15 protein-coding genes are annotated in these 12,544 nt (G+C 71.7%); 5 read left to right on the forward strand and 10 right to left on the reverse strand.

The genetic code is table 11. From position 1 onward, the window contains the following. Positions 1-23: 23 nt before the first annotated feature. From paaE to MA875_RS08175, 9 genes are all read right to left on the reverse strand, one after another. The gene (gene paaE, locus MA875_RS08135) at positions 24-1,202 is read right to left on the reverse strand and encodes a 1,2-phenylacetyl-CoA epoxidase subunit PaaE (RefSeq protein WP_372492549.1); all 1,179 of its coding nucleotides are present in this window, start codon (positions 1,200-1,202) and stop codon (positions 24-26) included. Between the two features lie 11 nt (positions 1,203-1,213). After that, a complete protein-coding gene (gene paaD, locus MA875_RS08140) occupies positions 1,214-1,669 on the reverse strand; it encodes a 1,2-phenylacetyl-CoA epoxidase subunit PaaD (RefSeq protein WP_248241691.1) in 456 nt (151 codons plus the stop codon). A gap of 68 nt (positions 1,670-1,737) precedes the next feature. Continuing rightward, complete coding sequence (gene paaC / locus MA875_RS08145; protein ID WP_372492550.1) at positions 1,738-2,574, reverse strand: 1,2-phenylacetyl-CoA epoxidase subunit PaaC; 837 nt, start codon at positions 2,572-2,574, stop codon at positions 1,738-1,740. Then, complete coding sequence (gene paaB / locus MA875_RS08150; RefSeq protein ID WP_248241625.1) at positions 2,571-2,876, reverse strand: 1,2-phenylacetyl-CoA epoxidase subunit PaaB; 306 nt, start codon at positions 2,874-2,876, stop codon at positions 2,571-2,573. The genes paaC and paaB overlap by 4 nt, the downstream gene beginning before the upstream one ends. Beyond that, complete coding sequence (paaA, locus tag MA875_RS08155) at positions 2,876-3,886, reverse strand: 1,2-phenylacetyl-CoA epoxidase subunit PaaA (protein WP_248241626.1); 1,011 nt, start codon at positions 3,884-3,886, stop codon at positions 2,876-2,878. The genes paaB and paaA overlap by 1 nt, the downstream gene beginning before the upstream one ends. A 158-nt stretch (positions 3,887-4,044) precedes the next feature. Beyond that, positions 4,045-4,434, reverse strand: a complete 390-nt coding sequence (paaI, locus tag MA875_RS08160; protein ID WP_248241693.1) for a hydroxyphenylacetyl-CoA thioesterase PaaI — start codon at positions 4,432-4,434, stop codon at positions 4,045-4,047. A 5-nt stretch (positions 4,435-4,439) separates the two neighbouring features. Continuing rightward, positions 4,440-6,512, reverse strand: coding sequence for a phenylacetic acid degradation bifunctional protein PaaZ (paaZ, locus tag MA875_RS08165; RefSeq protein WP_372492551.1), 2,073 nt, complete (start codon positions 6,510-6,512; stop codon positions 4,440-4,442). Further along, positions 6,497-7,408, reverse strand: coding sequence for a 3-hydroxyacyl-CoA dehydrogenase family protein (locus MA875_RS08170; protein WP_282448805.1), 912 nt, complete (start codon positions 7,406-7,408; stop codon positions 6,497-6,499). The genes paaZ and MA875_RS08170 overlap by 16 nt, the downstream gene beginning before the upstream one ends. Then, a complete protein-coding gene (locus tag MA875_RS08175) occupies positions 7,405-8,145 on the reverse strand; it encodes an enoyl-CoA hydratase/isomerase family protein (protein WP_248241628.1) in 741 nt (246 codons plus the stop codon). The genes MA875_RS08170 and MA875_RS08175 overlap by 4 nt, the downstream gene beginning before the upstream one ends. Before the next feature lie 153 nt (positions 8,146-8,298). Between MA875_RS08175 and MA875_RS08180 the strand changes: the two genes are divergently transcribed. Next, positions 8,299-8,925 (forward strand): TetR/AcrR family transcriptional regulator, encoded by a 627-nt coding sequence (locus MA875_RS08180; RefSeq protein ID WP_248241629.1) that lies wholly within the window; start codon positions 8,299-8,301, stop codon positions 8,923-8,925. Here the strand turns inward: MA875_RS08180 and MA875_RS08185 are convergent. After that, positions 8,912-9,262, reverse strand: coding sequence for an ArsR/SmtB family transcription factor (locus MA875_RS08185; protein ID WP_248241630.1), 351 nt, complete (start codon positions 9,260-9,262; stop codon positions 8,912-8,914). The two genes, MA875_RS08180 and MA875_RS08185, sit on opposite strands and share 14 nt — an antisense overlap. An 81-nt stretch (positions 9,263-9,343) precedes the next feature. Between MA875_RS08185 and MA875_RS08190 the strand changes: the two genes are divergently transcribed. Genes MA875_RS08190 through MA875_RS08205 form a run of 4 tightly spaced genes read left to right on the forward strand, consistent with a single transcriptional unit; the run spans position 9,344 to position 12,539 of the window. Next, positions 9,344-10,651 carry an NAD(P)-binding domain-containing protein gene (locus tag MA875_RS08190; protein WP_248241631.1) on the forward strand — a complete coding sequence of 436 codons (1,308 nt, stop codon included), beginning with the start codon at positions 9,344-9,346 and terminating at the stop codon, positions 10,649-10,651. Next, the gene (locus tag MA875_RS08195; RefSeq protein WP_248241632.1) at positions 10,651-11,157 is read left to right on the forward strand and encodes a GNAT family N-acetyltransferase; all 507 of its coding nucleotides are present in this window, start codon (positions 10,651-10,653) and stop codon (positions 11,155-11,157) included. The genes MA875_RS08190 and MA875_RS08195 overlap by 1 nt, the downstream gene beginning before the upstream one ends. A 27-nt stretch (positions 11,158-11,184) precedes the next feature. Next, a complete protein-coding gene (locus MA875_RS08200) occupies positions 11,185-12,072 on the forward strand; it encodes a metalloregulator ArsR/SmtB family transcription factor (RefSeq protein ID WP_248241633.1) in 888 nt (295 codons plus the stop codon). 56 nt (positions 12,073-12,128) lie between these two features. Further along, entirely contained in the window at positions 12,129-12,539 is a 411-nt protein-coding gene (locus tag MA875_RS08205) for an arsenate reductase ArsC (protein ID WP_248241634.1), read from the forward strand. Positions 12,540-12,544 lie beyond the last annotated feature (5 nt).

Consider the following 12,544-nt stretch of genomic DNA (forward strand, 5'->3'; position numbering starts at 1 on the left):
CACCGGCGACTAACGAACGGCGATCAGACGTCGTAGTCGACGACCACCCGCTCGGTGGTGGGCCGCGACTGGCACGTGAGGATGTACCCCGCCGCGATCTCGTCGGGCTCGAGGGCGTAGTTCTCGTCCATCGTCACCGCGCCGTCGACGAGGCGGGCGCGACACGTCCCGCACACACCGCCCGAGCACGAGTACGGCGCGTCGGGACGCACCCGCAGCGCCGCGGCGAGCACGGTCTCACGGGCGTGGACGGGCGACGCGACACTCGCGCTCTGTCCGTCGAGCCGCAGATCGATCCGGCGCACGGGCTCGTCCGCACGAGCACGCGCTCGCGGGCGCGGCGCGGCGGCGGCGGCGACGGACACCCCCGCAGCACCCTCGGTCCCAGTCGTGAAGAGCTCGAAGCGCACGTGTTCGCGCGGCACCCCGGCATCCGTCAATGCCGTGCGGCACCGCTCGACCAGCTCCAGCGGTCCGCAGAGGAACCACTCGTCGACGGTCTCGGGGAGAACGACGTGCGACAGCAGACCCCGGATGCGGTCGTCGTCGAGGCGCCCCGACAGCAGAGGGGCTGCCCGCTCCTCGCGCGAGAACACGTGGTGCACCGCCAGACGCGTCGGATACCGGTCCTTGAGGTCGGCGAGATCGTCGAGGAACATCACGTCGGTCGATGAGCGGTTGGCGTACACCAGCGTGAAGCGCGACGACCCCGATCGCCCGAGCACCGCGGTGGCCAACGCCATGATCGGAGTGATGCCCGACCCCGCGGCGATCCCGGCGACGTGGGCGCCGTCGAGGTCTGCAAGCGACGACGTGAACGAGCCCTGCGGGCTCATCACGTCGATGCGGTCTCCCGGCCGGAGGCCGGTCTGGGCCCACGTGGAGAACCGTCCGCCCGCATCGCGCTTGATCGCGACGCTGATCGACCCTCGGGTCGGCGGTCGGCACAGCGAGTACGACCGGCGGACCTCCTCGCCGTCGAGATGTGCGCGCAGGGCGACATGCTGGCCGGGGAGGAATGCGTACTCGTCGTCGAGCTCGGGCGGCACGGCGAAGGTCACCTCGACCGCGTCGTCGGTGAGCCGGCGAACCCCGCTCACGTCGAGGGTGTGGAAGCGCGCGCGGCGGCGCGTCCCGTCACCGCCGCGGGCGTTGGCGAGCAGGGTCTCGGCGACCGCGTCGGTCGCGCGGGCGGTGGTCACGGGCCGGCTCCTCAGTGCACCTTGAAGTGGTCGAACGGCTCACCGCACTCCTGGCACTCGTACAGCGCCTTGCACGCGGTCGACCCGAAGCGCGAGACCTCGCGCGTGCGGAGCGTTCCGCAGCGGGGGCACGCCACGCCGAGCGTCACGGGGATGGGACCGCGCACCGCAGCCCGGCCCGTGGGCGGCGCGATGCCGTAGGCGCGGAGCTTGGCCTTGCCGTCCTCGCTCATCCAGTCGGTCGTCCACGCGGGGGCGAGCGTCAGGCGCACGTCGACCCGGGTGAATCCCGCCTGGGTGAGGGCGAGCACGACATCGTCGCGGATGGCGTCGACCGCGGGGCATCCCGAGTAGGTGGGGGTGAGGGTGACGGTCACCGCGTCACCGTCGACGGCGACGTCGCGGAGGATGCCGAGGTCGGCGATGGTGAGCACCGGCACCTCGGGATCGGCCACCGCTCCGGCGATGCGACGGGCGGTCGCGAGGTCGGGCGCGGGGCGGGTGCCGGCGGTGTCGCGGACAGCGGCATATTCGGTCACCAGGTCGCTCCCGGGTGGGCACGGGCGAGCACCTGCATCTCGGCGAGGATCCCGCCGAGAGTGGGGAACGGGATGCCGCGGCGGCCGCCTCCGCTCGAAGGCGCGACGTCAGGGCGGTCGAGCTCGGCCTCGGTGAAAACGGCGTCGAGCACCCGGTCGACCTCGTCGCGCAGCGTTGACGGCCGCACCGCGACGCCGGCGAGCTGGTCGATGAGGGGCTCGTCACGGAAGAGCTCGTCGACGAAGGGCCACACGTCGGCGACGGCCGCGATCATGCGGCGTCGGGATTCGTCCGTGCCGCCCGCGAGCCGCAGGGTCCACTGCACGGCGTGGTCGCGGTGGTACTCGACCTCTTTCACCGCCTTGGCGGCGATCGCCGCGAGCGTCGCGTCGCCGGACGACTGCAGGGCGGAGTACAGGGCGAACTGGTAGGTCGCGGCGACGAGCTGGCGTGCGATCGTGTGGGCGAAGTCGCCGTTCGGCTGGCAGAAGAGCCACGCGCAGCGGAATTGCAGGTCGTCGCGCCAGAACGCCAGATCGTCTTCGCTTCGGCCGTCGGCGGTGCCGGCGTAGCGGAGGAGCGAGCGGGCGTGGCCGAGCTGGTCGAGCGCGATGTTCGCGAGCGCGACATCCTCTTCGAGCTCGGGAGCCCGGGCCACCCACTGCATGAGCTGCTGCGCGAGGATGAGGGCGTCATCGCCGAGCCACAGGGCGTATTCGGCGACGTCGCGCGACGCAGGCGCCGCATCGTCGCCGAGCAGCTCGGCGGCGAGCTCGTGCTCAATCACGTCGACGTGCGGATGAGGCTCGACGTGCGGGTGGGGACCGGTCACAGGTGCGGCACCCCCTCGGAGGCGGTGTAGTACGACGCGTGCCGGAAGTTCTTCCCCGTCGCCGACTCGAAGAACGCGCCCTTCGCGTCGGGGTCGCTCGTGGTGATGGCCTCCGCGGGCACGACCCAGACCGACGTGCCCTCGCCCCGGCGGGTGTAGAGGTCGCGGGCGTTGCGGAGGGCCAGTTCGGGGTCGGGCGCGTGGAGCGACCCGACGTGGACGTGGCTGAGGCCACGGCCCGAGCGCACGAAGACCTCGTACAGGGGCCAGGTCTCGCGGTCGGACGATCCCGGTGTCGGCATCACGCCACCTCGCGTTCGGTGGGCGGGGTGGTCGAGGGGGAAGCGTCCTCCCCGGTGGCCGAGCGGGCGGACCGCGTCGAAACCCCCGCCCGCTTCTGCGCGTACGCCGCCGCAGCCTCCCGCACCCAGGCACCGTCGTCGTGCGCGGCCTTGCGGTGCCGCAGCCGCTCGGCGTTGAGCGGACCCCGCCCGGCGAGCACCTCGCGGAACTCGTCCCAGTCCAGCTCGCCGGTGTGCCAGCGCTGCGCCTCTTCGTCCCACCGCAGCTCGGGGTCGGGCAAGGTCACACCCAGGATCTCGGCCTGCGGCACCAGCATCCCGATGAAGCGCTGCCGCAGATCGTCGTTCGAGAACCGCTTGATCTTCCATGCCATCGACTGCGCCGAGTTGGGCGAGGCGTCATCGGGCGGGCCGAACATCATCAGCGACGGCCAGTACCAGCGGTTCACCGCATCCTGGGCCATCTGCCGCTGCGCGTCGGTCCCCTGCATGAGGGTGAGGAGGATCTCGAACCCCTGCCGCTGGTGGAACGACTCCTCCCTGCAGATGCGCACCATCGCCCGGCCGTAGGGACCGTACGATGCGCGGCAGAGCGGCACCTGGTTGCAGATCGCCGCGCCGTCGACGAGCCAGCCGATGGCGCCCATGTCCGCCCAGGTGGGGGCGGGGTAGTTGAAGATCGAGGAGTACTTGGCCTTGCCGGCGATGAGCTGGTCGGTCATCTCGTCGCGGGTGATGCCGAGGGTCTGCGCGGCGGAGTAGAGGTAGAGGCCGTGGCCCGCCTCGTCCTGCACCTTCGCAAGCAGGATCGCCTTGCGTTTCAGGCTCGGCGCCCGGGTGATCCACCCACCCTCGGGCTGCATGCCGATGATCTCGGAGTGCGCGTGCTGCGAGATCTGGCGGATGAGCGTGCGCCGGTAGGCGTCGGGCATCCAGTCGCGCGGCTCGATGCGCTGATCGGCGGCGATGAGCGCGTCGAAGTGCTGCTCCTCGGCGGTGAGGTCCGTCATCGTCGACTCCTTTACAGACCGCTCGTTCAGTAATTCTAGGCGGGTGGCGCTCCGACAGCAACCAGCTGCCCACACTGCCCTTGCTCGCCTGTCGCGATCGGCTACGCCCGACCGCGGAACGTGACAGGCGAACCACCCGGGATGCCGGTGGCCGCGCGTCAGGCGTCGTCGAGACGCCGATCGGTGCGGCGCGCGTGCCCGCGGAACTCGGCGACGACCTCGCCGTCGGCGTCGGTCACCGTGACGTCGTAGAGTCCGGTCCTCCCCCGGGTCACGCGGTGACGCGCCTCCGCGGTGAGCACATCGCCCGGCCGCGTGGAGCGGAAGAAGACGATGTCGGCGCCGACCGACACGGTGATGGCGCCGTCGGGCTCGTTGCACGCGACGGCGAAGGCGGTGTCGGCGAGGGCGAACACCACGCCGCCGTGGGTGATGGCGAAGCCGTTCGTCATGTCGTCGCGCACCCGCATCCGGATGACCGCCCGCCCCGGCTCATCCACGATCGCCTCCATCCCGAAGGCATCGAAGACCCGGTCCTGCTGCAGCATCCGTCTCACACCGACGCGCCCTCCTTGGCCACCAGAGTGAGCACATCGTAGGTCGCGACGGTTTCGTCGCGTTGATTCCGGATGACCGCGTCCCACCGCACCTCGCCGTACTCATCGGTCTCGCGGGGGGTGATCTGCTTCGCGGTGAGGATGACGCGGATCTCATCGCCCGGCGACACCGGCGTGACGAACCGCAGGTTCTCGAGGCCGTAGTTGGCGAGCACCGGGCCGGGCGCCGGGTCGACGAAGAGGCCCGCGGCCCACGACACCAGGAGATACCCGTGCGCGACGCGCCCCGGGAAGAACGGGTTGGCGGCGGCGGCCTCCTCGTCCATGTGGGCGTAGAAGGTGTCGCCGGTGAATCGCGCGAAGGTCTCGATGTCGTCGAGGCCCACCTCGCGCGTCGCGGACACGACCTGATCGCCGATCCGCAGCTCGGCGAGGGACTTGCGGAACGGATGGGCCCCGCCCGGCTGCGCCTCCGCCCCCTCGTGCCACACACCGGTGAGGGCGGTGAGCATCTCGGGCGAGCCCTGCACCGCGGTGCGCTGCATATGGTGCAGCACCGCCCGGATGCCGCCGAGCTCCTCCCCGCCGCCGGCGCGGCCCGGCCCGCCGTGGACCAGGTGCGGCACCGGAGCCCCATGCCCGGTGGAGGTGCGCGCGTTCTCACGGCTGAGGAACAGGACGCGACCGTTGAAGGCGGCGATCCGCGTCATGAGCTCCACCGCGACATCCGGATCGTTCGTCGCGACCGAGGTCACCAGCGACCCGCCGCCGCGGTCGACGAGGTCGGCGGCCTCGGCCAGGGAGGCGTAGGGCAGCACGCTCGCGACCGGTCCGAAGGCTTCGATCTCGTGGACGGCCGGCGCGGTGGCATCCTCGAACCCGACGAGGATCGGCGCCACGAACGCGCCCTCGGGTGCGGGCCCGACAGAGCCGTCGGCGTGGACGACCCCCGGATCCTCGAGCGAGCCGAGGAGCAGGCGGCCCCCGGCGTCTTGGAGCGCACGCACCTGCCGCACCACCTCGTCGCGCTGCGCGCGCGAGACCACCGGCCCCATGGTGACCCCCTCGGCGCGCGGGTCGCCGATGACGACCCGCTCGGCGATCTTCTCCCCCAGCGCCGCGACCAGGGCGTCGACCGCCGCCGTGGGGACGATCGCGCGGCGGATCGCGGTGCACTTCTGCCCCGCCTTGGTGGTCATCTCGACCAGCAGCTGCTTCACGTACGCGTCGAATTCCGGGGTGCCGGGGGCGGCATCGGGGCCGAGTACCGAGGCGTTGATCGAGTCGGTCTCGGAGGTGAACCGCACCCCGTCGGGCGTCTGCGCGCGCAGGCGCGCGGCGGTGGTCGCGCTGCCGGTGAAGCCGACGAGATCCCCCAGCCGGAGCGCATCGAACAGGTCGGGCACCGGCCCGCTCACCAGCTGCAGCGACCCGGCGGGAAGTCGCCCGGTCTCGACGAGCATGCGCACCCACGCCTCGGCGATGTAGGCCGTCGGCGAGGCGGGTTTGACCACGGTGGGAACACCGGCGAGGAAGGCCGGGGCGAACTTCTCCAGCGCCCCCCACACGGGGAAGTTGAAGGCGTTGATCTGCACCGCGACGCCGGGAAGGCGCGTATAGACGTGCCGCCCGAGGAACGATCCGTCCTTCGACAGCGGCTCGACCGGCCCGTCGACGTAGACCTTCGCATTCGGCAGCTCGCGGCGCCCCTTCGACGAGTAGGTGAACAGCACGCCGATGCCGCCGTCGACGTCGTTCAGCGAATCGCGCCGGGTCGAGCCCGCGCGCTCGGAGAGAGCGTAGAGCTCGTCCTTGCGTTCCTGCAGCACGAGCGCGAACTCCTTGAGCAGCACCGCTCGCTGGTGGAACGTCAGCGCGCCGAGGCTCTCCTGCCCGACCGTTCGGGCGTGCTCGAGCGCCCCGGCGACGTCGAGCTCGCGGGTGCTCAGGCGCACCACCGGCTCGCCGGTCGAGGCGTCGCGGACGACCGCGGCATCCTCATCCTCGGCCGGCACCCACCAGCCGTCACGGATGTAACTGGGCAGGATGTCGGTCACGGGGAGCTCCATTCGTAGAAGCCGCGCCCGGTCTTGCGGCCGAGGTGGCCGTCGGCGACCATGCGGCGCAGCAGGTCGGGCGGGGCGAAGCGGTCGCCGAGGGTGGCGTGCAGCTCTTCGGCGATGGCGAGGCGGACGTCGAGTCCGACGATGTCGGTGGTGCGGAGGGGCCCCGCGGGGTGGCGGTAGCCGAGCTCCATCGCCGCGTCGATGTTGGCCGGGCTCGCGACGCCGGCCTCCACCATGCGGATCGCTTCGAGCGCCAATGCCAGGCCGAGCCGACTGGACGCGAAGCCGGGGGCGTCGGCGACCACGATCGGCGTCTTGCCGAGCGTCTCGACCCATCCGCGTGCGCGCTCCACCACGCCGGCGGCGCTGGCGTCGCCGACGACGATCTCGACCAGGCGCGAGGCGGGCACGGGGTTGAAGAAGTGCAGCCCGAGGAAGCGAGCGGGGTCGCGCAACGCGTCGGCGAGGGCGGCGAGGCCGATCGACGAGGTGTTCGTTGCGAGCACGGTGTCGCCCGCGACGACCGCCTCGATGCGCGCGAGCGCGTCGCGCTTGAGGTCGCGGTCTTCGGGCACCGCTTCGACGACGAGCCCCGCCCCGGCGAAGTCGCTCACGTCGGTGGAGAGATGGACGGATGCGGCGAGCGCCGCCTGGCTGCGATCGGTCGCCCCCCGGCGGATCGAATCGGCGACGCTCGCGAGGATGCGACCGCGCGCGGATTCGGCGGCCTCGGCATCGCGCTCGACGACGGTCACCTCGGATCCTGCGACCAGGAACGCGTGCGCGATCCCCGCACCCATCCGGCCTCCGCCGAGCACGCCGACCCGCGAGGGCGGCGCGACGGGACCGGGGCCAGGGGGCGAACCGTCGCGGGGCGCTGCGTCTGCGGCATCCGTCATCGGGCTCTCCGTTCGAGGAAGGCGGTCATGCGTCGGATCTTCTCGGGGCTCTCGAACAGCTCCGCCTGGAGCTCGTTCACGAGCGCGGGCTGGTCGAGCGGTTCGGTCTGCAGCACCTGTTTGGTGTACCGGGTGGCGAGCGGGTCGTTGCGGGCGATGCGGTCGGCGAGTGTGTGCGCGGCGGCGAGCAGCCCGTCTGCCGGGTGCAGCGCCGACACGAGTCCCCACGACAGTGCTTCGTCCGCGTCGAGGATGCGGCCGGTGAGGAGCATCTCGGCCGCCCGTGCTTCGCCGACGATCGCGGGGAGGCGCCAGGTCGCTCCCGCGGCCGCGATGATGCCGAGGCCCGTTTCGGGATTTCCGATCTTCAGCGCGGGCGTCGCGATGCGGAGGTCGGCGGCGTACGCGAGCTCGGCCCCGCCGCCCAGGGCGTAGCCGTCGAGCGCGGCGATCACCGGCATGGGGAGGGCGTGGATGCGCAGGAAGATCGCCTGGTTGATGGCACGGCGGGCATCGGCGGCGCGGCGGTCGCGCAGTTCGGCGATGTCGGCGCCCGAGGCGAAGACGCCGCCGGCGCCGAGGAGGATGAGCGTGCGGGGCTTTCGCTCGAGGTCGTCACAGACGGCGTGCAGGGCGTCGACGGTGGCCTGGTCGATGGCGTTGCGCACCTCGGGGCGGTCGAGCGTGACGACGGTGCGGTCGCCGGCGTGCTCGACGCGCAGGGGTGAGCGGGTCATCCGGGGCCTTCCGCTTCGTCGCGAACGTGTTGCAGACCGATCGTTCAGTAATTCTGTCAGGCGGCGGTTCCGCCCGCAACGCTCCCCCGGTCGTCGAGCGCGTTTCGACTCGCTCCGCTCGCTCAACGACCGAGAAGATGCCAGAGTGAGCGGGTGACGAGCCAGCCCGCACCCGCCAACGCCGTGCCGCGCGGGCGGCGGGGACGGCCGGGGAACGACCGGGAGCACGTGCTCGCCGTCGCCGTCGCCCTCTTCATCGAGAAGGGGTACGACGCCACCTCGGTGGCCGATCTCGCCGACCGGCTGGGCGTGACGAAGTCCGCGCTGTACCACCACTTCTCCTCGAAGGAGGAGCTGCTCGGTCTCGCCCTCGACGATGCCCTCACCGCGCTCGAGGGGGTCTTCGACGAGCCGTCCGACGACGCCGGTGCGCAGCTCGAACGGGTCCTCCGGGGCGCGGTGCGCGTTCTCGTGGAGAAGCTGCCGGAGGTGACGCTGCTGCTGCGCGTCCGCGGCAACGGCCGCGTCGAGCAGGCCGCGCTCGAGCGCCGGCGCGCCTTCGACCACCGCGTGAGCGAGGTCGTCACACGCGCACAGGACGAGGGGATGCTGCGCCCCGACGTCGATCCCGCCGTCGCGACCCGACTGGTGTTCGGCATGGTGAACTCGCTGACCGAGTGGTACCGCCCGGGCGGCGCCCTCGACGCCGATGCACTGGCAGACACGGTGCTCGCGACCGCGCTCGAGGGCCTCCGCCCCCGCCCGATCAGGGCGCCGTGAGCACCGCGGCGATCGAGGGAAGCGCGTCGGGCTGGAGGCGGTAGTACGCCCACGTCCCCCGCTGCGAGCGGGAGAGGAACCCCGCCCGGGTCAGCACCTTCAGGTGGTGGGAGACCGTCGGCTGAGCGAGACCCAGTGGTTCGATGAGGTCGCACACGCACGCCTCCTGGTCGGGCGAGGACGCCACGATCGACAGGAGGCGCAGCCGCGCGGGGTCTGCGAGTGCCTTCAGCTGCGTCGCCAGGGCTTCGGCGTCGCCCGACGCCAGGGGCTCGCGCGTCAGGGGTGCGCAGCAGGCGACACCCGGCGAATCGATCACGGGCAGAGCAGTGGGCATACATCGACAGTAATAGATATTGACGCTCATCGATAGACCCGACATACTGAATCGACGTTCATCGATATGGAAGGCTCCGGGATGACACTCCTCGACCTCGCCCCGCGCACGCGCACGACGCCGCGCCTGGCCACACTCCCCGTCGCGATCATCGGCGCCGGCCCGATCGGTCTGGCAGCCGCCGCACACCTGGCCGAACGCGGCATCGCGTTCGACGTCTTCGAGGCCGGCCCCGCCGCGGCATCCGGTGTTCGACTCTGGGGGCACACCCGCCTCTTCTCCCCGTGGCGTCACCTCATCGACCCGGCGGCGCAGCGCCTGCTCGAGCGGCACGGCTGGTCGGCGTCCGAGAGCCTCGACGCGGCGCCGACCGGCCACGAGCTCGCCGACCGGCTTCTCGAGCCGCTCGCGGCGCTCGAGGAGATCGCCCCGCACGTGCACTACGGATCACGTGTGATCGCGGTGACCCGCGAGGGCATGGACCGCACACGGACCGCCGGTCGCGCCGACACCCCGTTCCTGCTCCGTCTCGAGCGCGACGGCGAGATCGTCGACCTCTCCGCACGCGCCGTCATCGACGCTTCAGGCACGTACACCACGCCCAACCCGCTGTCGTCGTCGGGCCTCGAGCCCCTCGGCGCCGAAGAGGTCTCCGACCGGATCCTCCACGCCCTCCCCGACGTCGCCGGCGCCGACCGCGCCCGTCTCGCCGGGCGCGACATCACCGTCGTCGGCGCAGGACATTCCGCGGCGAACACCCTCATCGCGCTGGCGGCGCTGGCCGAGGACGAGCCCGGCACCCGCGTGACATGGCTGATCCGAAACGCCGCCGCCGTCCGGGTCACCACCTCCCCCGACGACGAGCTCACCGACCGCGCGCGACTCGGTTCACGCGTCGACGCCCTCGTCGACAGCGGGCGCATCCGCCGCGTCGACTCGTTCGAGATCTCCCGCGTCGAGCCCCGCGACGGCGGCATCCGCCTCTTCGGCACCCGCCGCGGCGAGCCCGCGCACCACGACACCGACCTCGTCGTCGCCGCCACCGGATTCCGCCCCGACCTCGACATGCTCCGCGAGATCCGCCTCGAGCTCGACGACATCGTCGAGGCCCCGAAACGCCTCGCGCCCCTCATCGACCCGAACGTCCACACCTGCGGCACGGTCGAACCTCACGGATTCGCCGAGCTGCGGCATCCCGAACCCGGCTTCTTCCTCGCCGGGATGAAGTCCTACGGGCGGGCGCCGACGTTCCTCCTCGCCACCGGGTACGAGCAGGTCCGTTCGATCGTCGCGTGGATCGCGGGCGATATGGCCGCCGCGACCACCGTGTCCCTCACTCTGCCGGCGACCGGCGTGTGCTCGACCGATCTCGGGGGTTCGTGCTGCTGATGGTCGCGGTACGAGCGATGACCGCGGCGGACTGGCCGCGCGTGGAGCACATCCTCGCCGAGGGCATCGCCGAGGGCGAGGCGACGTTCGAAAGCACGGTGCCGAGGTGGGAGCAGTTCGACGCCGGCAAGGTCGCTCATCCCCGCCTCGTCGCCGAGCAGGGCGGCGAGGTCATGGGCTGGGTGGCCGCATCGCGCGTGTCGACGCGCGAGGTGTACCGGGGAGTCATCGAGCACTCGGTGTACGTCGACTCCCGGGCGCGGGGCCGCGGGATCGGCGCCGTTCTGCTCGGGGCATTCCTGGATGCCGCCGACGCGGCCGGCTACTGGACGGTGCAGTCGAGCATCTTCCCCGAGAACACCGCAAGCCTGCGCATGCACGAGCGCGCCGGATTCCGGGTCGTCGGCACCCGCGAGCGGATCGCGCAGTCGGTGAACGGCCCGCACGCGGGCCAGTGGCGCTCGACCGTGTTCCTCGAGCGCCGCTCGGCCCGCAACGGCCGCTGAAGACCCGCGGCGCATAGACTGCCGTCTATGAGTACGGGGACGGATGATGCGGGGCTGACGCTCCTCGCCGATCCCACCCGTGCCCGGATCGTGCGGATGATGCGCGACAGCGCCGACGGGCGGGTGCTCGTGGGGCGCGTCGCCGAAGCGCTCGGGCTCCGCCAGCCCACGGTCAGCCACCACATGTCCGCGCTCCACGCCGAGGGCATCGTGCAGCGCGAGAAGGACGGCAGGCGGGTCTGGTACTCCCTCGACCCGGCGCACGAGGAGCGCGTGACGACCCTCCTCGGCCCCCCGCCGACCGGAAGCGAGGTCGACCTCTCGCGCGTCATCGACGACCTGACCGCGCGCTACCGCGGGGTGTTCAACCCCGAGACGATCGCCCGCTATGTGTCCGACAGTCACCGGATGCTCACCGCGGCCGGGAGGCCCGCCCTCGAGGTGTCGCGAACGGCCTCGTTCGCGGCATCCCGTCTCGACGACCTCTCCCGCATCGAGGGCCGCGCACCCGATCGACCGTCCGTGCTGTTCGTGTGCGTTCAGAACGCCGGTCGTTCGCAGATCGCGGCAGGAATCCTTCGGCAGCTCGCCGGCGACCGGGTCATCGTCCGGACGGCAGGATCCGCGCCCGCGGCGGATGTGCGCTCCTCGATCGTCCACGCCCTCGACGAGATCGGCGTGCCGCTCGGCGGGGAGTTTCCGAAGCCTCTGAGCGACGAGGCGGTGCGCGCCGCGGACTGGGTGATCACGATGGGATGCGGCGACGCGTGTCCCGTCTACCCCGGACGTCGGTACCTCGACTGGGAGATCGAAGATCCGGTCGGCAAGCCCGCCGCGACGGTCCGTCGCATCCGGGATGACATCGAGGCGCGTGTGCGCGGGCTGCTCGCCGATCTCGCTGAGGCGCCTGAGTAGACGATCGATAGATAGCGGTCTATGCTTTTCTCATCCGCCGAGAAAGGGAGGACCGGATGTCCGACAAGCCCACCGTCCTGTTCGTCTGCGTCCACAACGCCGGGAGGTCGCAGATGGCGGCCGGGTTCCTCCGCGAGCTGGGAGGCGACCGCGTCGAGGTCCTTTCCGCGGGCTCGGCACCGAAGGACCAGATCAACCCCGTGGCCGTCGAGGCGATGGCCGAGGAGGGGATCGACATCGCGGGCCAGCAGCCCAAGGTGCTGACCGTGGAGGCCGTCAAGGAATCCGACGTCGTCATCACGATGGGATGCGGGGACGCGTGCCCGATCTTCCCCGGCAAGCGCTACGAGGACTGGGAGCTGGAAGACCCCGCCGGTCAGGGGATCGACGCCGTCCGCCGCATTCGCGACGACATCCGGGGTCGCATCGAGACCCTGCTCGCCGAACTCGTACCGGCAGGCACCTGAGCCAC

The sequence above is a fragment of the Microbacterium kunmingense genome (assembly GCF_023155745.1).
Taxonomy (GTDB): Bacteria; Actinomycetota; Actinomycetes; order Actinomycetales; family Microbacteriaceae; genus Microbacterium; species Microbacterium kunmingense.

Coding starts and splice junctions, on each gene's coding strand:
- paaB (WP_248241625.1), bottom strand. CDS start 2,876: ATGCCGACACCGGGATCGTCCGACCGCGAGACCTGGCCCCTGTACGAG.
- paaA (WP_248241626.1), bottom strand. CDS start 3,886: ATGACGGACCTCACCGCCGAGGAGCAGCACTTCGACGCGCTCATCGCC.
- paaI (WP_248241693.1), bottom strand. CDS start 4,434: ATGCTGCAGCAGGACCGGGTCTTCGATGCCTTCGGGATGGAGGCGATC.
- paaZ (WP_372492551.1), bottom strand. CDS start 6,512: ATGGAGCTCCCCGTGACCGACATCCTGCCCAGTTACATCCGTGACGGC.
- MA875_RS08170 (WP_282448805.1), bottom strand. CDS start 7,408: ATGACGGATGCCGCAGACGCAGCGCCCCGCGACGGTTCGCCCCCTGGC.
- MA875_RS08175 (WP_248241628.1), bottom strand. CDS start 8,145: ATGACCCGCTCACCCCTGCGCGTCGAGCACGCCGGCGACCGCACCGTC.
- MA875_RS08185 (WP_248241630.1), bottom strand. CDS start 9,262: ATGCCCACTGCTCTGCCCGTGATCGATTCGCCGGGTGTCGCCTGCTGC.
- MA875_RS08190 (WP_248241631.1), top strand. CDS start 9,344: ATGACACTCCTCGACCTCGCCCCGCGCACGCGCACGACGCCGCGCCTG.
- MA875_RS08195 (WP_248241632.1), top strand. CDS start 10,651: ATGGTCGCGGTACGAGCGATGACCGCGGCGGACTGGCCGCGCGTGGAG.
- MA875_RS08200 (WP_248241633.1), top strand. CDS start 11,185: ATGAGTACGGGGACGGATGATGCGGGGCTGACGCTCCTCGCCGATCCC.
- MA875_RS08205 (WP_248241634.1), top strand. CDS start 12,129: ATGTCCGACAAGCCCACCGTCCTGTTCGTCTGCGTCCACAACGCCGGG.